26 protein-coding genes are annotated in these 24,330 nt (G+C 58.6%); 11 read left to right on the top strand and 15 right to left on the bottom strand.

What is annotated here, in order from left to right; translation table 11 throughout:
* The first annotated feature begins 41 nt into the window (after positions 1-41).
* Together QXU72_07060 and QXU72_07065 are read left to right on the top strand one after the other, a co-directional pair.
* Positions 42-1,721, top strand: coding sequence for a 2-oxoacid:acceptor oxidoreductase subunit alpha (locus QXU72_07060; GenBank protein ID MEM0494996.1), 1,680 nt, complete (start codon positions 42-44; stop codon positions 1,719-1,721).
* Positions 1,722-1,725: 4 nt separating this feature from the next.
* Positions 1,726-2,568, top strand: a complete 843-nt coding sequence (locus tag QXU72_07065) for a thiamine pyrophosphate-dependent enzyme (protein MEM0494997.1) — start codon at positions 1,726-1,728, stop codon at positions 2,566-2,568.
* A gap of 123 nt (positions 2,569-2,691) precedes the next feature.
* Here QXU72_07065 and QXU72_07070 read toward each other — a convergent pair whose 3' ends face one another.
* From QXU72_07070 to twy1, 3 genes are all read right to left on the bottom strand, one after another.
* Positions 2,692-3,384 (bottom strand): hypothetical protein, encoded by a 693-nt coding sequence (locus tag QXU72_07070; protein MEM0494998.1) that lies wholly within the window; start codon positions 3,382-3,384, stop codon positions 2,692-2,694.
* Positions 3,359-4,162, bottom strand: coding sequence for an endonuclease NucS (gene nucS / locus QXU72_07075; protein MEM0494999.1), 804 nt, complete (start codon positions 4,160-4,162; stop codon positions 3,359-3,361). Before nucS ends, QXU72_07070 begins: the two co-directional genes overlap by 26 nt.
* A gap of 70 nt (positions 4,163-4,232) precedes the next feature.
* Positions 4,233-5,291, bottom strand: a complete 1,059-nt coding sequence (twy1, locus tag QXU72_07080) for a 4-demethylwyosine synthase TYW1 (protein MEM0495000.1) — start codon at positions 5,289-5,291, stop codon at positions 4,233-4,235.
* A 116-nt stretch (positions 5,292-5,407) separates the two neighbouring features.
* Here twy1 and QXU72_07085 point away from each other — a divergent pair, with 116 nt between their 5' ends.
* Complete coding sequence (locus QXU72_07085) at positions 5,408-7,228, top strand: MFS transporter (protein ID MEM0495001.1); 1,821 nt, start codon at positions 5,408-5,410, stop codon at positions 7,226-7,228.
* A gap of 53 nt (positions 7,229-7,281) precedes the next feature.
* Here the strand turns inward: QXU72_07085 and QXU72_07090 are convergent, their stop codons facing one another.
* Genes QXU72_07090 through QXU72_07100 form a run of 3 tightly spaced genes read right to left on the bottom strand, consistent with a single transcriptional unit; the run spans position 7,282 to position 11,714 of the window.
* Positions 7,282-8,115: an anaerobic ribonucleoside-triphosphate reductase activating protein gene (locus tag QXU72_07090; GenBank protein ID MEM0495002.1), complete on the bottom strand. Its 834-nt coding sequence runs from the start codon at positions 8,113-8,115 to the stop codon at positions 7,282-7,284.
* Positions 8,116-8,134: 19 nt separating this feature from the next.
* Positions 8,135-9,427 (bottom strand): asparagine--tRNA ligase, encoded by a 1,293-nt coding sequence (gene asnS / locus QXU72_07095; protein MEM0495003.1) that lies wholly within the window; start codon positions 9,425-9,427, stop codon positions 8,135-8,137.
* A gap of 58 nt (positions 9,428-9,485) precedes the next feature.
* The gene (locus QXU72_07100) at positions 9,486-11,714 is read right to left on the bottom strand and encodes a DEAD/DEAH box helicase (GenBank protein MEM0495004.1); all 2,229 of its coding nucleotides are present in this window, start codon (positions 11,712-11,714) and stop codon (positions 9,486-9,488) included.
* A 39-nt stretch (positions 11,715-11,753) separates the two neighbouring features.
* Between QXU72_07100 and QXU72_07105 the strand changes: the two genes are divergently transcribed.
* From QXU72_07105 to QXU72_07115, 3 genes are read left to right on the top strand one after another with little or no spacing between them, the layout of a single operon-like run.
* Positions 11,754-12,446 carry a hypothetical protein gene (locus tag QXU72_07105; protein MEM0495005.1) on the top strand — a complete coding sequence of 231 codons (693 nt, stop codon included), beginning with the start codon at positions 11,754-11,756 and terminating at the stop codon, positions 12,444-12,446.
* Positions 12,439-13,551: a site-2 protease family protein gene (locus QXU72_07110; protein MEM0495006.1), complete on the top strand. Its 1,113-nt coding sequence runs from the start codon at positions 12,439-12,441 to the stop codon at positions 13,549-13,551. Before QXU72_07105 ends, QXU72_07110 begins: the two co-directional genes overlap by 8 nt.
* Before the next feature lie 12 nt (positions 13,552-13,563).
* Positions 13,564-13,998: a hypothetical protein gene (locus QXU72_07115; GenBank protein MEM0495007.1), complete on the top strand. Its 435-nt coding sequence runs from the start codon at positions 13,564-13,566 to the stop codon at positions 13,996-13,998.
* On the opposite strand, the gene QXU72_07120 is transcribed toward QXU72_07115, so the two are convergent.
* Positions 13,967-15,292, bottom strand: a complete 1,326-nt coding sequence (locus tag QXU72_07120; protein MEM0495008.1) for a RuvB-like helicase — start codon at positions 15,290-15,292, stop codon at positions 13,967-13,969. The genes QXU72_07115 and QXU72_07120 overlap by 32 nt on opposite strands.
* A 51-nt stretch (positions 15,293-15,343) precedes the next feature.
* Entirely contained in the window at positions 15,344-15,736 is a 393-nt protein-coding gene (locus QXU72_07125; protein MEM0495009.1) for a hypothetical protein, read from the bottom strand.
* A gap of 451 nt (positions 15,737-16,187) precedes the next feature.
* Here QXU72_07125 and QXU72_07130 point away from each other — a divergent pair, with 451 nt between their 5' ends.
* Complete coding sequence (locus tag QXU72_07130) at positions 16,188-17,060, top strand: hypothetical protein (protein MEM0495010.1); 873 nt, start codon at positions 16,188-16,190, stop codon at positions 17,058-17,060.
* A gap of 102 nt (positions 17,061-17,162) precedes the next feature.
* On the opposite strand, the gene QXU72_07135 is transcribed toward QXU72_07130, so the two are convergent.
* The 7 genes from QXU72_07135 to QXU72_07165 all read right to left on the bottom strand — a co-directional run bounded on the left by QXU72_07135 (position 17,163) and on the right by QXU72_07165 (position 21,510).
* Positions 17,163-17,405, bottom strand: coding sequence for an Lrp/AsnC ligand binding domain-containing protein (locus QXU72_07135; GenBank protein MEM0495011.1), 243 nt, complete (start codon positions 17,403-17,405; stop codon positions 17,163-17,165).
* A gap of 127 nt (positions 17,406-17,532) precedes the next feature.
* The gene (locus QXU72_07140) at positions 17,533-18,030 is read right to left on the bottom strand and encodes a hypothetical protein (GenBank protein ID MEM0495012.1); all 498 of its coding nucleotides are present in this window, start codon (positions 18,028-18,030) and stop codon (positions 17,533-17,535) included.
* 132 nt (positions 18,031-18,162) lie between these two features.
* The gene (locus tag QXU72_07145) at positions 18,163-18,636 is read right to left on the bottom strand and encodes a pyruvoyl-dependent arginine decarboxylase (protein MEM0495013.1); all 474 of its coding nucleotides are present in this window, start codon (positions 18,634-18,636) and stop codon (positions 18,163-18,165) included.
* A 1-nt stretch (position 18,637) separates the two neighbouring features.
* Positions 18,638-19,267 (bottom strand): methyltransferase, encoded by a 630-nt coding sequence (locus QXU72_07150; protein MEM0495014.1) that lies wholly within the window; start codon positions 19,265-19,267, stop codon positions 18,638-18,640.
* Positions 19,216-19,521, bottom strand: a complete 306-nt coding sequence (locus QXU72_07155) for a metal-sulfur cluster assembly factor (GenBank protein MEM0495015.1) — start codon at positions 19,519-19,521, stop codon at positions 19,216-19,218. Before QXU72_07155 ends, QXU72_07150 begins: the two co-directional genes overlap by 52 nt.
* 14 nt (positions 19,522-19,535) lie before the next feature.
* Positions 19,536-20,267, bottom strand: coding sequence for an ERCC4 domain-containing protein (locus QXU72_07160; GenBank protein ID MEM0495016.1), 732 nt, complete (start codon positions 20,265-20,267; stop codon positions 19,536-19,538).
* 46 nt (positions 20,268-20,313) lie between these two features.
* On the bottom strand, positions 20,314-21,510 hold the full coding sequence (locus QXU72_07165; protein ID MEM0495017.1) for a hypothetical protein: 1,197 nt from the start codon (positions 21,508-21,510) through the stop codon (positions 20,314-20,316).
* A 184-nt stretch (positions 21,511-21,694) separates the two neighbouring features.
* Here QXU72_07165 and QXU72_07170 point away from each other — a divergent pair, with 184 nt between their 5' ends.
* The 4 genes from QXU72_07170 to rpl12p all read left to right on the top strand — a co-directional run bounded on the left by QXU72_07170 (position 21,695) and on the right by rpl12p (position 24,314).
* Positions 21,695-22,216: a 2'-5' RNA ligase family protein gene (locus QXU72_07170; GenBank protein MEM0495018.1), complete on the top strand. Its 522-nt coding sequence runs from the start codon at positions 21,695-21,697 to the stop codon at positions 22,214-22,216.
* A 381-nt stretch (positions 22,217-22,597) separates the two neighbouring features.
* Positions 22,598-22,864, top strand: coding sequence for a hypothetical protein (locus QXU72_07175; protein MEM0495019.1), 267 nt, complete (start codon positions 22,598-22,600; stop codon positions 22,862-22,864).
* 30 nt (positions 22,865-22,894) lie between these two features.
* Entirely contained in the window at positions 22,895-23,953 is a 1,059-nt protein-coding gene (locus tag QXU72_07180) for a DUF354 domain-containing protein (GenBank protein MEM0495020.1), read from the top strand.
* 31 nt (positions 23,954-23,984) lie between these two features.
* Positions 23,985-24,314 (top strand): 50S ribosomal protein P1, encoded by a 330-nt coding sequence (gene rpl12p, locus QXU72_07185; protein ID MEM0495021.1) that lies wholly within the window; start codon positions 23,985-23,987, stop codon positions 24,312-24,314.
* Positions 24,315-24,330: the final 16 nt, after the last annotated feature.

A 24,330-nucleotide genomic window follows, 5' to 3' on the forward strand; every position in this document is an offset into this window, starting at 1 on the left:
ATAGAATTTAATAACCCCTTTACATAGTTCGAGGGGGACTGATGGAAGCTCTTCACGTGCTTATTGCGGGTCCCGCCGGCGCCGGTGTTTTCGCAACCAGCAACATGCTTGGAAAAACCCTCCTGAGGCACGGCTACGAGGTTTTCATTACTAACGAGTACCCCTCGCTCATCAGGGGGGGACAGCAGTGGGCGCTAGTGGTAGCCTCTGCGGAGAGCCCTGTCTACTCCCACAGGAGAAGAGTCGACTTGCTGCTGGCCCTCGACAAGCAGGCGCTGGGATCGAATCTATCCAAGCTCGGGAGTGAGGGTTTAGCGGTATGCGACACCGCCGATAAGGGGGTTGAGGACCCCAGGGTCGTACCCCTGCCTTTCCGCGAGGCCGTGAAGGAGCTCGGAGCTCCCACTGTCAGCATCAACACTGTAGGCGTCGGCGCGATCGTCGGGGCGCTTGGGGGTGATGTAGAGCTGCTGAAGTCCGCTGTGGCGAGCCAGTTCCGCTCGAGAGAGGTTGCGGAAGTTAACGTGAAGCTGGCGGAAAAGGGCTACTCAATGGGCGTCGAGCTTAGGCGCAGAGTGCGATTTCAGCTTAAACGGCTCAGCTCCTCGAGGCGCCTGCTCATAGATGGGAACTCCGCGTTAGCTCTGGGGCTCCTGGCGGGAGGCATGACGGCTTTCTTCTCGTACCCCATGACCCCGGCCTCGCCGATCCTGCACTTCCTCGCTGAGATACAGAGGGAGTACGGCATCGTCGTCTTCCAGCCGGAGAGCGAGCTCGCGGCCATCAACATGGCGATAGGAGCTGCCTACGCCGGCGCTAGAGCGGCTGTTGCTACCAGCGGCGGAGGCTTCTCCTTGATGGTTGAGGCGCTCGGGCAAGCAGCCATGACAGAGACCCCAGTGGTTATCGTTAATGTGCAGAGGCCTGGACCGAGCACTGGAATGCCGACACACACTGCTCAGAGCGACTTGAGGTTCGTGCTCCACGCTTCTCAAGGTGAGTTTCCCAGAGTTGTGCTGGCCCCCTCGAACCCCCTCGAGGCCTATGAGCTGGGCTGCGAAGCGATGAACATTGCCTGGAAGTACCAGGTGCCGGTGATCGTTCTCTCCGATAAGTTTCTCGCCGAGAGCTTCTGGACGATCCCAGACCTGCCTAGGCTCGAGCCAGAGGAAGGCAGGGTGCTTCGAGGAGAGGTTCAGGGCGATTACGCCAGGTATCGCTTAACCGGGGACGGAGTTTCTCCGATGGCGGTTCCCGGCACCAGGGGGGCGCTTGTCTACGCGAACACCAGCGAGCACGACGAGTACGGTTTCGGAACCATTGACCCTGCCGTTGTCAGGGCAATGCAGGAGAAGAGGTTCCTCAAGCTCCGCTCGCTTAGAGCGGAGGCTGAGAGGAAAGGTGTTAAGGTTTACGGCGAGGGGCAGGTCGTGCTGGCGACGTGGGGATCTACGACCATGGTTGCCCGCGAAGCTCTTCGCGAGCTTGAGGGAGTTAAGCTCGTTCAACTCGTGTGGCTAGAGCCTTTCCCCGCTGAAAGCTTCGCGCAGGAGGTATCCGGGCGTAAGCTCCTCGTGGTCGAGAACAACATGAGGGGGCAGCTCGTCTCGCTTATTAGGGAGCATGTCCTTCGGCAGCCGGAAGGCTTCCTCGGCAGGTACGATGGGAGGCCGCTGGATCCGGAGGAGGTAGTGGAGTTTGTAAAAATGCACATGAGGTGATCTCATGGACGAGAGGGTCTACGACACGAAGAAGCGCCCTGTGTGGTGCCCAGGCTGCGGGAACTTCGCGGTACTCACTGCACTCAGGAGGGCTCTCGCCGAGTTGGACCTTAAGCCGGAGGAGGTGGTTATCGTCACCGGTATCGGCTGCCACGGGAGGATGAGCGACTACGTTAGGGCGAACGCGTTCCACACTATCCACGGCAGGACTCTCCCGCTAGCTACCGGCATCAAGCTGGCTAACCCTAACCTGACGGTCATTGCTCACGCCGGTGACGGAGATGCCTACGCGATAGGGCTAGGGCACCTACCCCACGCTGCACGCAGGAACATTGACATCACGCTTATCGTTCACGACAACATGATTTTCGGGCTGACAACGGGCCAGGTGACGCCGACAACCCCCCAGGGCGTGAAGACGAAGTCGACACCTTTCGGCAACCCCGAGAGGCCCCTCAACCCTCTTCTCCTAGCTCTCGCGAGCGGTGCGACATTCGTGGCTCGAGGCTTCAGCGGCGAAGCGGATCATCTGAAGGAGCTGATAAAGCAGGGGATCTTGCACCGCGGCTTCGCTTTCATCGAAGTTCTCCAGCCTTGCGTAACGTTCTTCAATACTTACCAGCTCTTCCGGGAGAAAGTATACAAAATCGATGGGTCTCACGATCCAACAGATTTCGAAGCAGCACTCAGGCTCGCGCAGCAAGAGGACAGATTGCCCATAGGCGTCTTCTATAGGGTGGAGAGGCCCACGCTCGAGGACTACTTCGCCTACGCGATGAGCCCGCCGCCAGCGCTCAGGAAGCCGCAGGCTCCAGATCTATCAAAGACTATTGAAAGGTTCCGCTGAACAGCTTCCGAGAAGATTCCCCTGGCTTTTTTATGAAGCCCGCTGGCGGCCAGCGCGCCTGCTCAAGCTCTCATGCGTGCTCTTCTCAGCGCGCTTGCGGGAGCGGTACTGCGCTGGGAGGCCCTACTGCGAGGGTGCTGGCGGTTCGAGAAGTGGGATTATCTTATCGGCGATGTACTCTTCAAGCTCCTTCTCGGTGAGCATCGAGAAGGTAACCACGTAGCCAGCGCTTCCAACACCGAACACTCCGACGTCGTCCTCGTAAACCACGTACACCTCTCGGCTCTCAGCAAACCTTTTCCTCAGCTCCTGCAGCTGCAGATCCACCCCGTAGAGCACCGCTGTCTTCAACCCTTCTCCGTAGCTCTTCAGGACAACCTGCCTCACCTTCACCCCCTCTCTGGAGCAGAGCCTGCGTAGCTTCTCTGGGGGGATGTACATCGCCTGCAGGCGTCCCCCTTCTCCGAAGAGCGCGTGTGAAAGCGAGTCAGCTACTCTAAGCGCTCTCCTCCTCTTCGCGAATACTAACGCGTAGCAAGCCCCTCTCACCCACGCCAGGCGGAAACTGTTCCGGACCCGCACAGGTATTCTGGCCGACACCGTATCGACCTCGATGCTTACCGGCAAAACTTCCTCGAAAACTCCGGAAACACCTTCAGGCGTTTCAACGACATCTCGTATAGCTACGCCGAGCTCAACTCTCATGTCGAGAAACTCCAGGTCGCCGAGAGACACGCGGTAACTACGCAGTCTCCTGGCGCTCTCGCCGGGGCTCACCTCCTCCGCTACCTCAAAGACCGTGCACGCCACCGCCACCGGCGTCACCCCCGTAACCCTCCTCGACCAGGAATCTGGTGAGCCCCTCCCTCACCTTCACCAACCGCCTGAGGTTTAAGCGGCGGTACTCGAGCCCCTCTCTAGCAAGGACGGTTAAAGCTTTCCTAGATATCGACGGTGCTGCCAGGATCCCCCTCACTCTCGGGCCCACCGCCCCCCTCATGTGCTCAACGTACCGCTTTAGCTGGTACACTGCCTCCACATCGGCTTTATCCCGCTTTACTTCCACGACCACGAAATTACCTTGCTCGTCCACCATTAAGAGATCCGCGAACCCAGCCCCGCTCAGCTTTGCTTCAACCTCCACGGGCTTCAGCTTCTCCCCGAGAAGGAGCTCAGCAGCCTCCGCAATAGCGTCGCGTATCTCGCGCTCAGAGCCGCCGACCTCGAACTCCGCGTTATCTACAACTTCCGCGGTGATGAGGTGGAGCACGCGTGTCACTCTGATCACCAGCTTCTCGGATGGTTTAGCTCTTGCCGAAACGATCACGAGCGAACCCTCTTCGCGCTTCACGCTTACGAGTGAACCCTCCGGCTGGTAGTTCACGGGGAGAGAGCCGTAGGGGCGGTGGACGAGAGTACACCCGTCCGGCTTTACTATGATGAGCCTTTCCCCCTCTCCAAGCCTGGAGACCGTTCTTCCCTCGTAGCTAACAGTGCACGATGCGAGCATGACGATCAGCTTTCTCTGAGTTACCGCCTCGGCGATTCGCTCTGCAGCTTCACTTATCCGCAGGTAACTCCACCTTCTTCTCACCTAACGGCTCCGCGTTAAAGTTATCGTGCAGAACCCCGGCTTCCTCTTAAATGCCGCTATCAGCCGCGGCTTAGTACCTCAGGATCGTGTAGCCGTGATCATCCATAGTGAAGTCCACTATCTTCTCGAAAATCTTCTCGTCTCGCTCCTTCTCGAGTTTCCGCCACTCTTCAACCATTTTCAAGTTCTTCTCCCAAGCTTCCTCGTCGCGGACGAGAAGGACAACTCGGCTTTTCTCGTCTGTGAGCTTGACCGAGTAGCCGGTGTGCTCTGCGATCTTTGCGGCGAAGCTCTCGAGCTCTCTCATCTCCGGCATAGCCGTTATGGGCAGTCTCTTCTGGCTCTCGCCAACCCAGGTGTACCCTTTCAGCTCTACGAACATCGGAGAAGCTTTTGAGATCAGCTTAGCGTAGCCCTCCGGCTCAACCATGTTCAGTCCTCGAACGAGCGTAAGCCTCACGACAGTCCTACTCTCGCCGAATTTGCCCAGGAGTTCTAGGCTCTCGTTAACCATCTCCCACGCTCTCGGTATACGTGGGTCAGCTGCCGCCTCGAAGACCTCCCTGTTAGGGCCGTAAACGCTTAGGTAGAGGTTGGTCGGCTGAGCATCCTTGCGCATCAGCTCTCTGAGCCTGACCGGGATCGAGCCGTTAGTCACCAGGAACACCGTGAGCCCCCTGCTCTTCGCCTCCTTCACGAGCTCAGCAAGCTTCGGGTATAGGAGAGGTTCACCGTCTAGGCTTATCGTCAAGTGGCGGGGGAACATGGCCTCGAGGAACCTCTCAGAGGATACTGCCGGGTTACCCTTGAAGCCTATCAGCAGGAGTCTCTGCGCGACTATGGACTTGTCGAGAATTTCGGCGGGGCTATCCCATCTCCAGCCAGGAGGGATCTTGAACCTACCGGGCAGGTGCATTCTCCAGCAGAACTTGCAGGCGAAGTCGCAGAAGTTGAGAACCGGTGTCATCTGGATGCACCTATGGCTTTTGATCCCGTACCAGCTCTTGTAGCAGAGCTTACCTCCCTTGATAGCTGAGCGTGCCCAGCGGCAGATAGCAACCGCGCTATGGCTACCGACCAGCCTGTAGCCTGCTCTCAGGTAGCGCTCAGCGCTTAAAGTGCTCTCCACAGGCGCCCCTCTTTCCCCACTAGCTGCGGGGTTAAATTCTTCTGCTCGCCCCGCGAACAGCAGAGCCTACAGAAATCTATATAAACTCTTTTAAATCAATATGTGAAAGGTGCATCTTGAGGGAAAGTACCATCGCGCTTCTCGTATTGGCTACGGAGGTCTTCATAGGCAGCGCTACCGGCATCCAGAGGACCATCCTAAGCATAGAGGTTAGCAGAACCCTAGGCGTCACTCTCTCGCTCACGCCAATAGTCACCTTCGGCATCTTCAAAGCGCTCGCAGACTACTTCGCCGCCCTCCTGGCTCAGAGCAGGGGCAGGAGCCGCGTCCTCCGGCTAGGTGCTCTGCTTTACGCGATCGGCGCTCTCTCAGTACTGCTCCTGCCGCAGCCATTCAACTTCTTCCTGGGGAACGTGCTGATCGGCGCAGGAGAGGGCTTCGTCTTCGCAGCTTCAGCGATGATTCTGCGTAGCCTCTTGGGCTTGGAGAAGTCCGCCCTTTCTTTCAGCTATATCGAGAGCGCGTGCTACCTGGGATACGCTCTGGGAGCCTACGCGGGCGGCGCTGCCCTAGTGCTCGGCGGCTCTGCAGCTCCGCTGCTCCTAATAGCTGTGTTTTCTATCTCGGCGCTCGTAGTCTCGCTGAGGGTGAGGGAGGTCAAGAAGGCAGAGCAGTTTTCAGGCGAAGAGTCCTGGGGGAGTGGCGAGAAGTTCAGCTTAAAGCTAATTTACCGGAACCCCAGCACCCTCTCCGCCCTCCTGGCTGCCCACGTAGCGAAGACTGCTGACAGCATTGTCTGGGGTGTTCTCCCGCTATTCGTCGTGGCGAGGGGATGGGGGTCCTACTACGCGGGCTACGCGCAGGCGCTTATCCTCGTAATGTGGTCGCTAATGATGCCCTTCTGGTCTTACTACTCTGATAGAGTGGGAAGGAAGCTTATCTCCACAGCAGGTCTCCTGTTCACGGCGGGCCTGCTTCTCCTTCTCCCCAGCTCTGGCAGCCCAGCAGAAACGCTACTCGTGGCAATGCTGATAGGCATTGGCTACGCGATGTACTACCCCATCCTGCCGACCCCGGTCGCCGACCTCACGCCTCCCGGTGCGAGAGACGTCGCGATAGGCTTGTATAGGGCGGTGAGAGACTCCGGGTACTTTACCGGGGCTCTACTAGGGAGCATGCTCCTCTCCGCCCCAGGAGACCACATAAGGGAGACTTTTATGAACACGGGAGTTCTACTAGCGCTCTCGGCAACTACCTTCTCGGTGATCTTCCGCGAAACAAGACCAACGTGGCCTTTCCTCGACCTGGTGATAGAGCATGTGAAGATAATTCGCGACGTGCTGCGCCTCCATATCGAGACGATTAGGTGTTTCTTCGAGGGCAGGCAGAGCGAGATGGAGGAGAACGTGAAGAGGATAAAAACCCTCGAGAGGAGGGCGGATACGCTTAAGCGAGAGATCGTGTGGAGGATATGGTCAAGTTTGCTCCCCTCATCGGGGAGGGCGGAGTTCGAGAAGCTTGTGGGGGAGATAGACAAGGTCGCGGGAGCTGTGCTCGAGAGCAGTGAGAGGCTGCTCTGGGCGAAAAGGGGGCCCGAGCTCACCCGCGCTTACGAGCTGCTGGTCGGGATGCTGCTCGAGACGGAGCGCCTCGCCGACCGACTAGTAGAGAACTTGAAGCTGCTGAGCCTTTCCCCCCTCTACGCTGTGAGGGCAGCTGTCGAGATAGATGCTGGTGAGCGTAGAGTGGACGAGCTCCGCACAGAGCTCATCCACGAGCTCCGCAGGCTAGTCAACGAGGGGAAGATCGACACCTTGACTTTCCTAAGCCTTGTAGAGGTTGCGAACCTGATCGAGCTGGCCTCGGACGACTTCCAGGACGCTGCCGACCTGATCAGGGTAATCGCCTACAGGCATGCCGCCACTCCTCTTCGCTAGCCTCTATATGCCGCATGTTTTCTGCAATTAAGGTGAGTCAATAAGGCATCTCCTTATCGTCCCTCCTGAGCGGAGGAAGCAGGGCGCGACACCCTCTTGCTCCCCTGCTCTAATGTTCTCACCCACACTTCCGCGACACCGTTCAGGATCTGCGCGGCGGTGCTAGCTGCTCTCTCGAGCTTGTGGATTGGAGTGGCCGGGAGAGACCTGTACTCCGCGGGAACATCAGGGTACGGTATGAACTGCTGCACTACGTAGACTAGCCTCTCGGCTTTAAGCCCCATCTGGGCGATCTCTGTGGCGATTATCTGCACGTCCTCCTCGTCGAGGAGGCTGGGAACTACCGTAGTTCTAAGCTCCAGGAAGGGGACTCTCCCGGATAGCGAGAGCAGTCCTTCCTCGACCATCTCCACCACTTTTTCCCCGTTTTTAGCGCTCACACCTGCCGCAGCAGCGTACTTGAGGGGGTTTTCGAGAGGCGCTTTCACGTCGACTGCTACATGATCCACGCTCACTTCGCTTAGGATATGCTTGAGCGCCTGAGGCAGCATAGCGTTCGTGTCGAAGCTCAGCTTCAAGCCTGTAGTTTCGCGTACTAGCTTCAAGAGGCGTGCTAGTGGCCTGTACTGGAGGGTTGGTTCACCTCCAGTAACGTGGAAGTAGTCGACTACTGCAGCGGTCTCCCGCACGGCTGCAGCTATCTCCTCGACGGAGACGAGCCTCCTATCCTTACCTTTCGCGAGCTTAAAGTTAGCGCACCAAGGGCAGCTCAAGTTGCAGAACGCCGTCCACAAAGTGAAGCTGACGTTCTCAAGCACATCAACCAGGCTAACTTCCTTCCACCCACCGATCCATAGAAGGTGCTCCGCCGGAGCTCTACCTGACACAGACCCTCCACCTCACAACCTAGGGATAAGTTCTCGAAACGGTTCTCGGGAACGGGAGAGCGTCCACTATGTGATCCAGCCCAGCAATCCACATCACAAGCCTATCCATCCCCAGCCCGAAGCCCGCGTGGGGAACCGTCCCGTAGCGTCTGAGGTCGATGTACCACTGGTAGTCCGCCGGGTTCAACCCAAAGCGCTTAATCTTCTCCACGAGCTCGCGCGGGTCGTAGATCCTCTCCCCGCCGCCTATAATCTCGCCGAAGCCTTCCGGGGCGAGGAGGTCGGCCGAAAGAGTAACCTCAGGTCTCGATGGATCGTTCCTGTGGTAGAACGCTTTTACCTGCTCCGGGAACCCGTAGAGGAAGAAGGGCTTATCGAAGAACTCCGTAAGTACCCTCTCCTCATCTGCGCCGAGGTCATCACCCCACTTGATCGCGAGACCCCTGGACTGCAACAGCTCTACCGCCTTATCGTAGCTAATTCTCGGGAACGGTGGGCAGACGTTCTTCAGCGGTTCGAGGTCTCTTCCAAGGAGCTCGAGCTCATCCTTGTTCTGCTCGAGAACCCTCTCGACAATATGCGTGACGAGCTCCTCCTCCACTTTCAGGATCTCCTCCAGCCCCACCCACGCGACCTCCGCCTCTGCGTGCCAGAACTCGGTTAAGTGTCTGCGTGTCCGGGATTTCTCAGCCCTGAACGATGGTGCTACAGTGTAAACTTTCTCAAGGCTGTAGATCAGCGCCTCTAAGTAGAACTGGGAGGACTGCGTCAGATAGACGGTGCTACCGTCAACGTACTTCACCGGGAATAGCGTAGCGCCCCCCTCCACGGCGGCGGAGATGAACATGGGGGCCTGTACCTCGTAGTACCCGTTGCTCCTGAAGTACTCGTGCAGCGCAGCGAAAACGGTGTGGCGCACTTTCAAAACCGCGGTAAGCTTCCTGCTCCTGATAGCCAGGTGGCGCACTTCGAGGAGGAACTCTCTGGAAGCGTCCTTCCTTATCGGGAAGTTGTCTGCGAGACCCACGATTGCAAGCTCTTCCCCTCTGAGCTCCTTCCCCCCGGGAGCCCTTGGGTCGTTTCTCACTACACCGCTTACGATAACTGAAGATTCTACAGTGACTTTGCTGGCGTGCTCGAAACCCGGTGTTCCAGGCTCGAAGACGCACTGCAGGATCCCCGTAGGATCCCGGACTACGACGAAAGCTTTACCGCCGAGATCCCGCCTCCTGTAAACCCAGCCTCGTGTCCTCGCCCGCGCCCCCTCGGGCAGCTTCAGTACGTCGCTGATGTAGAGGAAACTCTCCGGCATCGCTTCCCACACCTTCTCCGCGCACTCTATCAAGTGTTTTTCGCCGTGATGGCTGATGTTAAACAAGAGGCCTTCCAGACCTCTCCAGGCGCACCGGCGCCAGCTTGAGGCTTATCGTCTCCGCTAAGACCTCGGAAGCCTTCCTCCTCGAGAGCACCTTGTTGTTGTTGCCGCAGTAGGGGGAGAAGATGCAGCGGGGGCACCCGTCCTCGCAGCTGCACTTAGACGTTATGTCGTAGGCGCGCTTCAGCGCCTCCTCAAGCTCCTGGAAGAGCTTAGCGCTGACGCCGGAACCTCCCGGGAAAGCGTCGTAAACGAAGATGTGCCCTGTCGGGAAGCTTATGCCCCCCAGGTCTGTGGGTCCCGCGCCTACGACCATCTGGGCTGCGTAGATCAGCGCGTGCTCGACTGCGTGGAAAGCTTCCGCGTTCTGCATATCCGTCCATTCCGCTTTCGGCGGGAACTCGAGTAGAATCCCCTTCGTCCTGAACGAGTAGCTCAGCTCGCTCTCAAGGAGCCTCTGGGAGATCACCTGCCCCTCCGGGAAGGTTTTCGTGACGTAACCATACACCACCTCCTGCACCGATAGGCTAAGGTAGCTGACCGGGATGCCGAAAGCTCTGCGGGACGCGAGGATTTCCTCCTCCGCCGGCACGGTGTAGTGTAGCGGCGAAGTGGAGATCGGAGGCACTTTCGCCGGGAGGAGCTTGACCACCGCACGCTTACCCTCGAGGCGCAGGGACATGTAGGCCCTCCCCCCGTGGAGGTAGATGGCTCCGGGGAAAAGCTCCTTGAGTGCTTGAGGAAGCTCGCGGTGGCCGATCACGCGCCCCGTATCGGTGACTATCACCACTTGCTCCCCCACCCCCCGGATGTTGTCCCTCTCGCGCAGAAACGCAAGCCCCTTCCTCGTAGGTCTGAGGTAGCCTCCCTGCGCCAGCTTCAGGAGCCCAGCTCCGAGCAGGCTCTCCACCACCGTTCTCTCGAACTCTGTCAGCTCGGAAACTCTGAGAACGCTCTCAGTGCTCATCGAGAGCAGGTGAACCTTAGCCACCTCTTCGTTGCACGGCTCGACGAACACGGGGTCTGGCCTCTGACCGTAGTACTCTTCGGGGTGCCTCCCGTAGTAGCTGCTGATGGGGTCGTTGCCCAGAACGAGAAGCACGTATCCTGCGCGGCCCCGCCGCCCCACCCTGCCGGCTCTCTGAACGTACTTAGAGAAGGTCGGGGGGATGCCGTACATCACTACGGCGTCCAGCTCCCCCACATCAATGCCCAGCTCCAGTGTTGGCGTCGCTACCACAGCGTCGAGCTCCCCCCTCTTAAGCTTCGCCTCGATCTTCCTCCGCTCCTCAGGCAGCAGCCCGGCGCGGTGCACAGCGGCGCGGATGCCCTCCCTTTCGGCCAGGATGGCCAGGCTCTCGGCCAACCTGTGGCTGTCGACGAAGACCAGAGTCCGGAGGCCCTTCGCGGAAAGGAGCTTCATTAAGTGGATGACTTCAGCCCGCCTGGCCCTCGTCTTAGGCTCCAGCATCACGTGGTATACAGGCGCCTTGCGGACAGGCTCAGCGTTCACGACGAAGGCGTCGCTGCCGAGAATTTTCTCCGCGAACTCTTCGGGGTTGCCGATGGTCGCCGAGGCTGCTACCAGCTGCGGTTCTGCTCCGATAGCTCTTCTCAGGCGCTTCAGCACGTAGTGGACGTGCGAGCCGAAGACACCGCTGTACACGTGCGCGTCGTCGAGAACTACGTGGGAAACGCCTCTCACCAGGTCCCTGAAGCGCGGGGACTGCCTGAGGGAGAGGTGGAGCATGTCAGGGTTCGTGACCAGCAGCCTAGGGGGGTACTGGAACAGCATCTCCCGCTCCTTCTCCGGCGTGTCACCGTCGTAGGTGGCTACACGGAGCCCGAAAACACCGCTCGTGTAGGCGTTGATCCTCTCCAGCTGGTCGCGCGCGAGCGCCTTGGTCGGGTAGATCACGACCGAAATTGAAGGGTCTCCGAGGAGCATCTCATCGAGAATAGGCACGAGGAAAGCTTCCGTCTTTCCCGCGCCCGTGCTCGCCAGTATCAGGACGTTCTTCCCCTCCCTGATGGCCTCTATAGCTTCCGCTTGGAAAGCGTAGAAGCGGTGAATTCCCCTCTCCTTCAGCGTCCTAACCAGAACCTCCGACCTTACAACCTCCTCGACCGGGGGGCCCAGGCGGGGCTCCAGTACCTCCTCTACCTTAGTGTAAACCACGCTGTGGCCCCCGTCGCGGAGCAGCTCCTCCAGCACTTCGGCCACAATCACGTTTAACTGCCGCGAGCCGATAAATGCTGCGAAATGATCAGTAGGCTAACGCTCAAAGTGCTCGTCGACGACATGCCCTCCATCGAAGGGGTAGCTACAGCCCACGGGCTCTCCGTCCTCCTAACCCTCCGCTACGGCACCACTTCCAGGAGGATCCTGTTCGACGGAGGGCCTAGCGGCAGCATCCTCTCGTGGAACTCGAGATTCATGGGTGAGGAGGTCAGACCCGACATAACCGTCGGGAGCCTCATGCACTGGCACCACCTCGGAGCTTTGAAGCAGCTAGGCTTGCTCGAGGGGGCGCTTCTCCCGCCGCCCCCTCTATCCTACGGGGTTGGAGGTTTCGAGATGAGGGAGCTCCCCGGTCTCCCCGGGGTCTCAATCGTGCTCTCTAAGACTCCTTGGCCGGAGCAGGCTCTGCTGCTGGAGACCCCGTCGGGAAGGATCCTGCTCGTAGGGTGCAGCGTGCATGGGCTACGTGAAACTTTCGGCGTTTTCCTCGATCGCCTGAAGGGCTTGCGCGGCATAGTGGGTGGTCTCAACGTGACGGTTAGAGACTCATTGAACCTAGCTTTCCTCAAGTCCCTGGCCAGGAGGGGGATGGAGCTCATCCTGCCCCTCCACTCAACCGCCTGGGATGCGCGGCGCTTGATTATGGAAAAGTATAACAGGTTCCCTGTGGAGTTCGAGGTACCCGGAGTGGGGAGCCAAGTTGAGCTTGAATGACTTGCTGTGGCTGGGGATAGGCCTCGCGGCGGTGTACGGGGTAAGCTACGCCCTGTCGAGAAGCAAGATGATCTCTGAGAGGCTGGGCCTTCGCCTAGAGGGGCCTATCATAGTCTTGCGGGGCTCGTCCTTCACTTCGCACATAGAGAAGCTGGGCAGGGGTCGCGCTCGCGTTTTCCGACTCTTCGGGGATCTAAGCATCGCGGGAGGCGTGCTGGCCGGGGCTCTCGGTTTCGCTTTCCTCCACATCAACTTAATTCAGCTTCTGCAAAAATCCCCTTCCGCTAGCCCGGTAATACCGTTGGTCCCGGGCTGGACCATCGGCCTCGACGCTTTGCCTTTCTTCGCGTTCGCGGTGCTGGCGGCGCTTTTCCCCCACGAGCTCATGCACGCGCTGGTTGCTGCTGCAGAAGGCATTCCAGTGAAGTCCGCGGGAGCCTTTCTAGCTGTGCTGTTCCCGGGAGGCTTCGCAGAGCTCGACGAGAACGAGCTCGCTAAGAGGTCTCCCCGCTCTCAAGCTAGGGTGTACGCAGCTGGGAGCTTTGCTAACCTACTCGTCTTCCTACTCGTTATCGCGCTAGCGCAGCTGCTGGTCCAGCCTCTCGGCGTCAAGGTTGTAGGCACGATGGCGGGCTACCCGGCCAGCGGGCTGCTGCAGGCTGAGGACGTGATTGTAGCCGTGGACGGCAGGCAGGTTAGAACAATGGAGGACTTCTCCTCCATCCTCTCTTCCTACAGGCCTGGGGACTCCGTTCGCTTAACCGTCGTGAGAAGGGGTACTGCGCTTAACGTGAGCATCGTCCTCTCAGCCAGGCCGGGCGAGCCGGGCAAGCCCATGCTGGGCGTTTACGTTCAGCAGGCTCTCAGCAGCGAGCAGCTCTACAGCTTGCTGTGGTGGACTGCCGTGGTCAGCGGCAGCGTAGCTCTCTTAAACATGCTTCCTCTATACCCGCTCGACGGGGGTAGGCTTCTCGCCCTGGCGATTAGCTCTCTCGGTTCTCAGGGGAAGAGAGCTCGTGCAGCGACAACCGTTATAAGCACGTACGCCGCGCTCCTGCTACTGCTAAACGTCGTACTGTCGGTCGCGCCAAGCACGGGGCCCTAGACGGTGGGAGCTGTGAGGAGGTGGAAAATCTTCCTGTCTCTGCTGTCTCCCACGCTGATCAGTGCTTTCTTCGTTTTTCTGCCTATAGAGGACGTTGTCAGCGCGTATCCGGTGCCCAGATCTTTCACCTGGTACATCCCCTGGCGCGGCGCTCTGGTGGCTCTCGCGCTGTGGCTGGCTACAGGCTTCCTCTACAGCGATAAGCGCTACTACTTGAAGCTAGCTTTCCTAGGCTCTGCCATAAGCTTCATCGCTTACCACTACATGGTGCTTTTCTTCGTCAGCGGGGTAACTCGCGTGACGCTGCTACCTCTCTTCTACCTGGTAGGGGACCCTAGCCCCCTCTTCCTCGACCTAGGCCAGGTGGTCGCGCTGGCAACGGCAGCGGCTTTCCGCCGTGAGCTCTCGAGGCTTCTCAGCGGAGGAACCTCTCCTCGTACTGCTTAAGGTACTCTGCCGACTCCTTTGTGCTTATGAAGAGCCTAGCGACTTGCTCGACATCTTCTCTCTCCACCCTACTCCTCCCCCTTCTCTCCGCCACTATCTTCGCAGGGTAGAGTAGCTGCACAGCGTACCTGAGGCTTCTCTCAACTCCCAGTCTGACGAGGGATTCGAGAGCGTCGGGGCTCAGGTCGACCCCCTCCTCGTGGCTTCTGATCTTTATGATCTCCCTGATCTCGTCGGCCGTGTACTCGCTGGTCTTGATTATCAGGAGCCTGTCCAAGAGGTCTAAGGGCATCCCGTGGGGCGACTCCACGTCTGTGCCCCTGATCTTCGTCAACCCCCGGTTGGTCGCGAGGATGATTATCGGGCTGAGCTCGCTCTCCATAGCTCTTGAGAGGAAGCTGAAGGCTTCGATGTCGAGCATGTGCGCGTCATCGATGAAGAGCACGCCGGGCAGGAGCTCTGCCCTACCCGACTCTACCCACTCTTTAACCGTCCTATCCACCTGAGCCCTTACGTCCGGCGGTATCTCCCTCTGCGCAGACCCGCCGAAGAGTATGGAGAGCAAGCTCTCCCGCCTGCTCTGCATCTCATCGAGGTCGTGGAGCGTGAGAGTGTACACAAACTCCTTCTCCTTGTAAATGGGCCCGCTCGGCACGTCCACCAGCTCTTTAGGCGAGATATCGTAGTCGCCGGCGTAACCCTTAGCCCTCCCAACCCTGGTCACGCGCCCTGTTTCCTCGTCGATCCAGATGACGTCACCCTCAGTGATGCCCCGCTGCAGCATCTGGTAGATGATGTTCGCGTCAACCCTGAGCGTGCGCGTTTCCTTATCTGTTTTGAGTGTGATCACGCCACCAGTCGGCACCTCCGCGTAGGGGTTGAGCGGGTGTTTCCCGTAGCGAACCTCCATCTTCTCGACAACGCCCTCGTAGATCCACCTCCTCTCCCTTATCCTGACGCCAATAGCCTTCCTCATAGCCTGCATGAGAACCTCTGTCTTCTTCAACTCCGCAGAGTAGATCTCGCTCCCGCTCAGCGCCATGAAGGGTGTCTCGGGTCCGAGCTCTCTCGCTATTGCTACGGCAAGAGCGGTTTTTCCAGTCCCCGGCGGGCCAACGAGCAGTACAGCTCTCCCAGCCATCCTCCCAGACTTTATCAGCTGGACGATGACCCAGGCGGCGCGCCGCGCCTCCACCTGCCCCACGAGCCCCTCCGCCACCGGAAGCGGCTCACCGTCCCTGACTCCCAACCCCCTGATGTGGCTGTGTGTGCCGACGCGACCCCTCTCGGCCACCGTCTCACCAGAGAATCCACAGTAAAGGTGTGGAAGTTTTAACGCTTTCTCTCAGGTCGGGGTCCAGTCGCTCTCATCATCAGCCGTCACGACCAGGTCTTCGCTGAAGAGCCCGTTCACGCGCTTGAAAACCCACCTACCTCTACTGGAGAACCAAACAGCTACCACCGCCTCCCGCTTCTCGTACCTCTTAAACGCGTCGAGGAAAGCGAACAGCCGGGATACCTGATCCCGCTTGATCTTCACCTTATCCTCCTGCGTGCTCTTCACCTCGAAGGCAGCAATCCGCCCCTCGAGGTTGTTTACGAGAAAAACATCTGGGAAGCTTCTCGAGCCGCTGACAGGAACTCTGAAGACGTGGTTGGCTTTGTTTTCTGAAAGCAGCTTGACCAGCCTGCGCTCCACGTTGAAAGCCCTAGCCCTTCTTCGCACGACTTCTGACATTCGCGGATACACCGTGGAGAGCCCTTGAAAAGCTCACCGCAGCCCCCGTTCCGCCGGCCTTGAACAGGTATTTCGAGCGTGAGGCAAAAGAGAATGCTTTAATCCCTCTTCGGCGGGAAAGTTGCAGATGATGAGAGTCATGCCATCGCGACCGGTGAGCTAGACTCCTGGGGTAGCTGAGCTCCGTACCGAAGTTTTCCCACTTCTAGGGTGGTTTTCGGAGGAGATTCGCGAGCTCTGAGAGCGCTTGACAGAAGCTGGGGATCAGAGGGATGTTCATCCCGCTTGCTCGACTACTACTCCTCCCTTCCTCACGAAGATTAGGCGCATCTTCCTGCGCTCTACCTTTCGCGTCTGTCGCGAAGCTGTTCTCGAAGGGGCTGCGTGCCGGAGGTAATCTGCGTCGAAAACCGTTTAACAGTCGAGTACCACGCTGTAACCGGGAACTCCGTTGAGCAGCCGGAGAGTCACTGTTGAAGTTGCCGTTCTAAGCTCAGTGACAGTTTTCGCGGTCCTAGCTCTTTCCGCGCTCTTCGGCTACTTAGCTGCCGAGGCTGGTTTAGCTGAGCTGGGGCCGCTCTTCGCGGAAGGCGACACCCCTACGGGAGCGGTGGTTAACAGCTTAGCGTTTCTCGCGCTCGTGCTGGCCGGAACGGCTATCCTCCTCACGCTGGCTCGGAGAAGGAAGCTGAACTTACTCCACTTCTTGCTCGCCGCTTCGCTCATGCTCTCATCCTGGTTGATACTCGAAATCTACCTAGGGCTCTTCCTGGGCGGCTACCCCTGGGCGTCAGGGCTCATCGACGCAGCTTCCCTACTCATCTCAGGGCTCTTGGCGATCCTCGTCCTCAAACCGTTCAGCAATCTTCTCCTAAATCTCCTCCTGATCCTCTACGGCACGATGGCAGGCGCTCTCTTCGCCACTCTTCTCACACCGATGAGCACGATAGCTGTAGCTTCGACACTCGCAGCTTACGACCTGTACTCAGTGACTCGGGGACCGCTCAGGAAGTTCCTCGAGACCGTGACTGCCGAAACGGAGGAGAGGGAGATTAGGGGAAGCCCGCTGCGCGGCGCGGTCCTGCACTTAGGTCAGCTGAGCCTCGGGATGGGTGATGTTCTAGTGTACTCTATGCTTTCAACGGTATTCTTCCTCACCCCCTCCCCCTCCTCAGCCAGGTGGGCTCTAGCCTCCGCCGCGCTCATTGCGGGCTTCCTGGCTACACTCCAGATGCTTAACCGTAGAAGGTTTATGCCGGCCTTACCGCTGCCAGTGTTTTTCTCGCTGACTGCCTACGCGCTATGCCGATTCTTAGGGATCTAGAAAAGCGCGAGCAAGGCTACCGGAGAAAAAGGGGGTTCAGCCCGCCCAATCGTTTATCATCTGAAGCTCATTCACCAACGCGCTCTTCATCCCCCTGGTGTATTACCGGCTGGAAGCTATTAACGTTGATGTCCTGGTGACTCCGCCCAGCTTTCTTATCGCAGTAACTATCCTGTCGAGTAGCTCGAGGGTCGGGAGACTAAGCTTCGCTATAACGTCGTACTCACCGTAAATCACGTAGGCTTCCTCCACGAACTCTAACCCTCTAACCGCGCTCAGAACCTCGTCCTCTTTGCCAACTTGCGTGTTGATGAGAATAAACACTCTGATAGGTTCACTGCTCATAGTCTAGCAGAAATTAGTTACAGCGCCGGTCAAAAATAAACCTTTTTCTCAAAGCCGAGTGAAGCAAACCCTGCTTCTGGGTGGATCTCCTCCAACGGATTGCGCGGTGCTGCCCACAAAAGGTTTCCTAAGCTTCCTCGCCAGCTGCTCTCAGCTCCCCGATAACACGCCTTATTATCTCGTAGTGCTTTCTCTCCTCTTCAGCAATTGTCGAGAGAAGAGTTTTTTCCAGGTGTGTAAGATGCACGCTTAACGCGGCAGCTGCGACCTGCGTGTATACCTCCTCTCCAGCGAACCTCTCGAGGTCGTTAAGCTCCTCTAGCAGATCCGCAGCCTGTTCGTCGCTAGGCACCCAACCCCCGTCGAGCTTGGCGGCAAGCTCTCTCAGCTTATTCATCATCGAGGCACCGGCCGTGCCGAGCTCGGAGGTACATTGCACGTTGCTCGGCCTGCCGAACAGGCTTTCGAGGAGCTGGGCGTGATTCCTGCTTTCTCGAGCAACGAAGATGAGTGCGGCTGCCGCGTTCTTCCTTTTGAGAACACTCGCTAACCTATCATAGAACTCCGCCACGGCCTCCTCGAGGAAAATCATGCACTGTAACGCAGCGATCACTCTATTCTCCATAATCACTCTACCCCTTACATTACGCTTTAATCTTTATCACCTTTTGGCTCTAGCCGTTAGTCCCCTCTCCGCTTTCCAAGGGTTCGGAAAGGTCCCGGCCACTACTGCGAGACCTCAGCTAGCCTTGCGAGCCTAGAGCTGCAGAGCTGCTAGCTCCGTGAAGACCAGAGCTGCTAGAACCGAGCCGTAGTGCCCTTCTGGAACTTCAAGCTCGTCGACCAGGTAGCGCGGAGCCTCGAGCAGCACGCTCTCGCTCTCGACGATCTCTCTCCACATTTTCTCGAGTTCTCGCAGGGTATCAGCCGCCGAGCTACTGTTGTGGTGCTCGAGAACATACCCGTGTGGAACTCCCCGAGCCCACGAGATGCCGGCGCTGATTTTCGCCGGACCCTTCACGCGCGTCTCGCTGAGCACTACGAAAGCTATGGAGCCCGGCGGGAGCTCGCGGTAGCTCTCTTCCGAGGCATCCGAGGGCAGTATCGACGATACGGGAACTAGATTGAGGTGGTGGATTCCGGCATCTCTGAGAGCATTGTTGAAGGCAACGAGGGGTGATGTTCTGCTCAACCCCTTTCCCTTAACTACGAAGTACTTACGTGGAAGCATTTCACGCTGAAGGTTTCAGAGTGCAGCGGAGTATATATAGCCGCTCGAACAGGCCGAGGGGCTTTTCACCAGCGATATCGACCTCGTACCCGAGAGACGTCGCGTGCTCGAAGAAGCCCTGCAGGTCCGAGAGGGAGGAGAGGATGAGGACGAGCGACCCGCCCCTCCTGAGCTTGAGGCTTGCCTGCTCAGCAAGGCTTGCCGCGAACTCTATTCCCCTCTCTCCGCCGCACCAGAGCGGCTCTCCGCAGTAGTCGCACGGGAGGTACGGCGGGTTGCTGATAACACTGTCAAGTGACCTGTCCCTGATCGGGAGAAGCCTGTCGGCGACTATAACGTCTGCGAGGGCCCTCCCCGCGAGGAGCTGCTTAGCGGTGCTCGCTGCCTCGCAGCTCAAGTCGATCGCCAGACTGTACTCGCACCTGCTTGAGAGGCTGAGCGTCGTTAGGCCGCTCCCACACCCTACATCCGCTGCGACGCGAGCTGAAGGCATGCGCTCAACGTAGCTCATAAGGAAGAAGGTGTCCTCAGCAGGCCTGTATACCCCCTCGCTCCTCAGCTCGGTGCAGCTGAGGAGGTCTAGAGGCCGAGGAGGCGGCGGACCTCTGGCGCCATCCTGTCGGGAGTCCATGGCGGGTCGAGCACCAGTTCTACCTCTACTTCTTCGACGCCTGGAACTCTCTCCTTAATTACCTCTTCAACCATGTCTATGAGGTAGCTTGCAAGCGGGCAGCCTATAGCGGTGAGCGTCATTCTGACCTTCACTTTGCTGCCGTTAACCTCCACTCCGTATACGAGTCCCAGGTCAACTACGTTGAACGGCAGCTCCGGGTCGTAGACTTCTCTAAGAGCGTTTATCACTTCTTCTTCGCGCACCCCCGCCATTTCTTATTCCTATGTCATAGGCTACCTGAGCTTTTATCTCTTTCTTCGCTCTCTCGCTCCTCCTCGCCTGCGCCCCCGAGAAAGCTGTCGAGAGCACCGGTGAAGTCCGTGTCGAGAATCTCCAGGATCCTGCTAACCTTCTTAGGTCCAAGTCCGGCTTTCCGTAGCTCAGCTGGGGTGGCTTGGAAGAACTTTCTCGGTGTTCTAAAGAACGTTAGTATCTGTCTCGCGGTGGCGTAGCTGATGCCGGGAAGGGACGAGACGAGGTTAAGCTGCACATCCTGAACGCTCGCGCGCCCTTTCCTCAAAGCTCTCCTCTTAGCGGGCGGCACGTAGCTGCTATCCTTCTCCAGCCTCCTCGAGAGGAGGTATATCAGCAGTGCTGTGCGCTGGGGGTCTGAGACCTGGAGCACTGGAACTTTCATCTCGGTTAGAGCTAGCAGCGCTCCGAGAAGCTGGTTTATCGAGACTCCGCGTGTGGCTGCCACTTCCTCGAGGTCTCCCTCTACGACAATGAGAGGTTTCTCGTAAGCTTCTCGTAGAAGCCGCGCCTGCTCGAAGAGACGCTTATCGATTATAGAGTTCGCGAAATCGTCCACCGTCTTTCTCTCAATGCCGTAGACGTTGCCGACCACGTAGTCAGCTACTTCTAGTCTCTCTATCTGCAGCTTAAGCCCTAAGCGGATGAGCTCGGGTAGAACGGGTGCCTTGCGCTCCCGATCGTCTACCCGCACCACTGAAACCATAAGACTTACCTGCCGCTAAACCTTTTTCATATTTCCCCGCCGCCCTTCAGCGTTCCGCGCCAGCGCTACCGGCGCTGCCGACGCCGGCAAGCACTCCTCTTAAGCCCAGCCTAGCGAGCAACCTGGGCACAGATTCCCTAGGGTCGAGAGGACCCACTGCAGCTACGTATACTCTGAGTGGGCCGTTAAACCTTAACAAGCCGGCGTCGTGGAGTTTCTGGAGAGCTTCATCTCTCTCCTCTCTCGGTATTCTCTCTCCGAGCTGCCTTGACAGGGCCTCGAAGTTTTCCTCTATCAAGGCTAGAGGTATGCTCAGCTGTCCGAGCTGCTCAACGCTTAGCAGAGCAGCAGCGAGAACTATCCTCTCCGCTCTCGTCAGGCCTCTAATCGTCTCCTCCGAGATGTAGCCGCTCCCAGTGACTTGGGCGAGCGCCTTCTCGACGTGTTTCAAGCCGACGCGCCTCGCCCCCTCGGACTCTGCGATGAAGCCGGCGTAGAGTAGCAGGTCGAGCGCTGCTCTCACGTCGCCGCCGAAGAGGTCGAGTGTAGCTCTGGCCACGTGCTCGGCCACTCCCTCCTCTAGGGCTCCGCCTCTGAAGGCCTCGGAAGCCCGGTAGGTGATGATGTCCACTAGCTGCTCGAGCGTGTAGGGTGGGTACCTGATCACCACAGAGCCTAGCGTGCTTTTCTCTTCTTCAGCCAGCCCCATGCACCACTCTGCTCTCCTCGCGATGAAAACAACAGCGGCTACGTTCTTGGCTCCGAGCTCGGGGAGGCGGGTGAGATTGTAGACGACTCTGCCCCCCTTCAATGACTTGACTCCTGTCAGCTCGTCAGCCTCGTCTACTGTTATCACGTACCGCTTGGAGTCATCCTTCTCGAGAAGCTTAACCAGCTTGAGGAACGCTTCACCAGCACTAATGCTGCGCGATAGCCTGGCCCCCACCTGGGAGGAGATGAACGAGAATATCAGCCACGGGGAGGGCTCGCTGAGCGAGCGCAGATTCACGTAAAGGTGGCTTAGGCTTGGCGCCTCCTCTCTAAGTCTCTGCACGACGAGGAAGTCGGAGGAGGTCTTCCCCGTGCCCACGGGGCCAATTAGCTGGATTACCTGGAGGAACGTTTTCCCTACAAGAGGCTCGCGGATCAGCGAGTAGAGCCGGGATAGTTGCTCGTCCCTATGCGGAAGGCGCGAGGGAACATACCTGCTCGAGAGAGCTTGGGGGTTGATGAGTAGGCTCACGGCTCCCTGCTCGCGACGCAGCTTGCCTAAGTATGCTTTTCTCGAAGAGTGTCATTGGCGAAAGTGATGCGAAGCATCGAGGTAGGTGCTCCAGCACTGTGTGAGGAAAGCCTGAAGAGGGGATCTCCCGCTGCGAGTCCGAAAGTTTGATCTTTCCTCGAGCACCTTTCCAGGTGTCCGTCAGATGGGAACCTACTTCATAGGTTTCCCCGCACCCCTAAGGGCGCTGGACCGCTTCATCCCTCCCGGCTACACGCCGATCCCTGTTGAGCACAGACACATGACGCTATCGTACCTCGGCCCGCTGCGTAGATTGGACGAAAACTGCTTAGGCTTGCGCACACTAGTGGTGGAAAGCTTCTCTGTTGAATTCAAGGGGCTGCAGCCGTTTCCTTCCGCTGTCAAGCCGCGTTTCCTCGCGGCGGTGCCAGTAAAGGGCGATGAAGTCCTTCTCCGAGATCTCCGCGAGAAGCTTTCGCTACTTTTCAGCCCCACCGCTGACCGCTACTCTGAATTCAGGCCTCATGTTTCCATTGCGTTCACGAGGAGGAAGCCTGACCCAGAGCTCCTGAAAGCTGTGAAGAAAGCCGTGAAAGCCAGTTCGGCAGCAGCTGAGCGCCTACTAGTCGACAAGCTTTGCTTAATGGTTGCATCCGGAGGTGCCGTGGAACCAGTATGCTGCATCAGCCTTGCAGCGCTCCCATGAAGCCCGCTCTGGTCATCCCTCGCGGAGGCCGGGGCTCCGAGGCTTAAGCCGAGGAAGGGGAAGTGAGCCGGCGCGGACCTTAGAGGTGAGAGATGCTCTGCACCGCAGCTAGCAGCAACCGGCGCAGAACCGGAGTGTCAGATCGTCGCGAGGCAGTCACAGCTCCTTTACGACTGGAGCGGCCTCATCATCCACGTACTAGACTCTCCACGTACTTATAAGGCTGCGTCGCTAGGAATCGGGCTGGGCGATCGTATCTGCGGCGATCACCGGGCTTTGCGAAGGCGGCCGGTGAGCCTCGCAAGCGACGAGGGCACCGGCTGACTTGCGAGAACGGGGATACACTTTAATACCGCAAGCGAGCTCCTCCCGGGAGAGCGGATGAAGGCGAAAGCCCTGCTGGTGGCGGCTCTCTCGTTTGCAGCGATAGCGCTGTACTGGTCTCCCATTCCCTTAAAACTCGGTGACTACATTCTCGGCGGCTACCCGTGGGTTGCTCCTGAGGGGTCGAGGACTGCGATGATGGTTCTGGGCGGTTTTCTCTCAGCCATCTTCCTGGGGCTTACCGCGCTGATGTTCTACCTTTCGAGCCAGGCGGAAGCCTCGGGAAACCCTGAGCCCGAGGAGGTGGAGGACCTCTCCTGGTGACCGGCTCGCAGCAAGCTTCGGTGCACCGGCATGAAAGTTTGGGTAGAGGCGCTGACCCCGAAGCAAGTACTGCTTTTCTCCTACCTTCAGGGCGAGCTCCCCGGCGAGGCTTTTCTCACGACTAGGGACTACGACCTCAACGTTGAGCTCGCTCAGGCTCTCTGGCGCCGCTTCTACGTTGTGGGAGCTTACGGCGGCGCGAGCCTCGAGGGAAAGCTCCGACAGAGCTTGTACCGCTCGAGAAGGCTCCTAGAGATAGTGAAGTCCGAGGAGCCGGACGCGCACGTGACCTTTGCTTCACCGGACTCGGTTCGGGTGGCTTTCGGGCTCCGGATACCTATCGTTGCAGCAACGGATTCTCCGCACTCCGACGCTGTGTCTCGCCTCACACTGCCCCTCAGCAGGGCTGTCGTCGTTCCCAAGTTCCTTGAGAGCAGTTTTTCAGCTTACGCAAAGCTTACAGAGATCGTCAAGTTTGAGGGGCTTTTCGAGCTCGCCCGCATCCTACGCGGAGAGCCGCGCGAGAAGCACGTGGTGGAGCTCGGCCTCGAGCCTTACCGGTACGCGCTGGTCAGGTTCGGGGAGCAGAAGTCGTACTACTACCCGAGTGCGGAGCGCGCGCTCAGCGACCCGCTGAACATCACAAGGTGGATCCTGCAGAAGACTGATCTGAAGGTTCTAGCGTACCCGAGGTATCCCGACCAGAAGGAGGCGGTGAGGAGGGCGCTGGAAAGGTGGAGCCAGCGCGTCATCGTGCTAGAAAGGCCGGTCGACTTTCTTAGCCTGGAGTTCTACGCCGCGCTCGTCGTCACGGGTGGGGGAACGCTGGCTACGGAGGCCTCGCTAGTAGGGACGCCCGCGCTCAGCACGTACCCAGGCAGGCTGGAAGTTTTCGAGTACTTGAAGTCGCTGCGTTTCCCGCTCTACCAGCTCCCCCAACCCGCCTGGAGGCTGGACAGTCTTCTCTCGCGCGGAGCCGAGCCAAGGGATTGGCGCGCTGTACGCCGCAGGCTGCAACAGCTCTTCGAGGACCCGGTCAAGGTCATCGTTTCGGCCGTATTGTCTGCTGCAGGCAGTAAAAGTTTTTAAGAGGCTGGCCTCGAGCACAACGGCGGTGGGAATGGAGTACATATACGCGAGCCTGATACTCTACCACAGTGGCCGCGAGATTACGGAGGAGAGCGTCAGGAGAATACTCGAAGCCGCCGGTATCCAGGTCGACGAAGTTAGGCTGAAAGCGATGGTTGCAGCGCTCAAGGAGGTCGACATCGGAGAGGCTCTGAAGACGGCCGCGCTGCCAGCCGTAGCTGCAGGACCGACCGCTCCGGCAGCCGCACCGACCGCTGAAGCTCAGCCAGCGCAGAAGGAGGAGAAGAAGGAGGAGGAGAAGAAGGAAGAGGTAGCGGAGGAAAGCATCGAAGAGGGTCTCTCCGCACTCTTCGGCTTCTAGGGCTAGCTCGCCGATG

It is taken from the genome of Thermofilum sp. (assembly GCA_038741495.1).
Taxonomy (GTDB): domain Archaea; phylum Thermoproteota; class Thermoprotei; order Thermofilales; family Thermofilaceae; genus Thermofilum.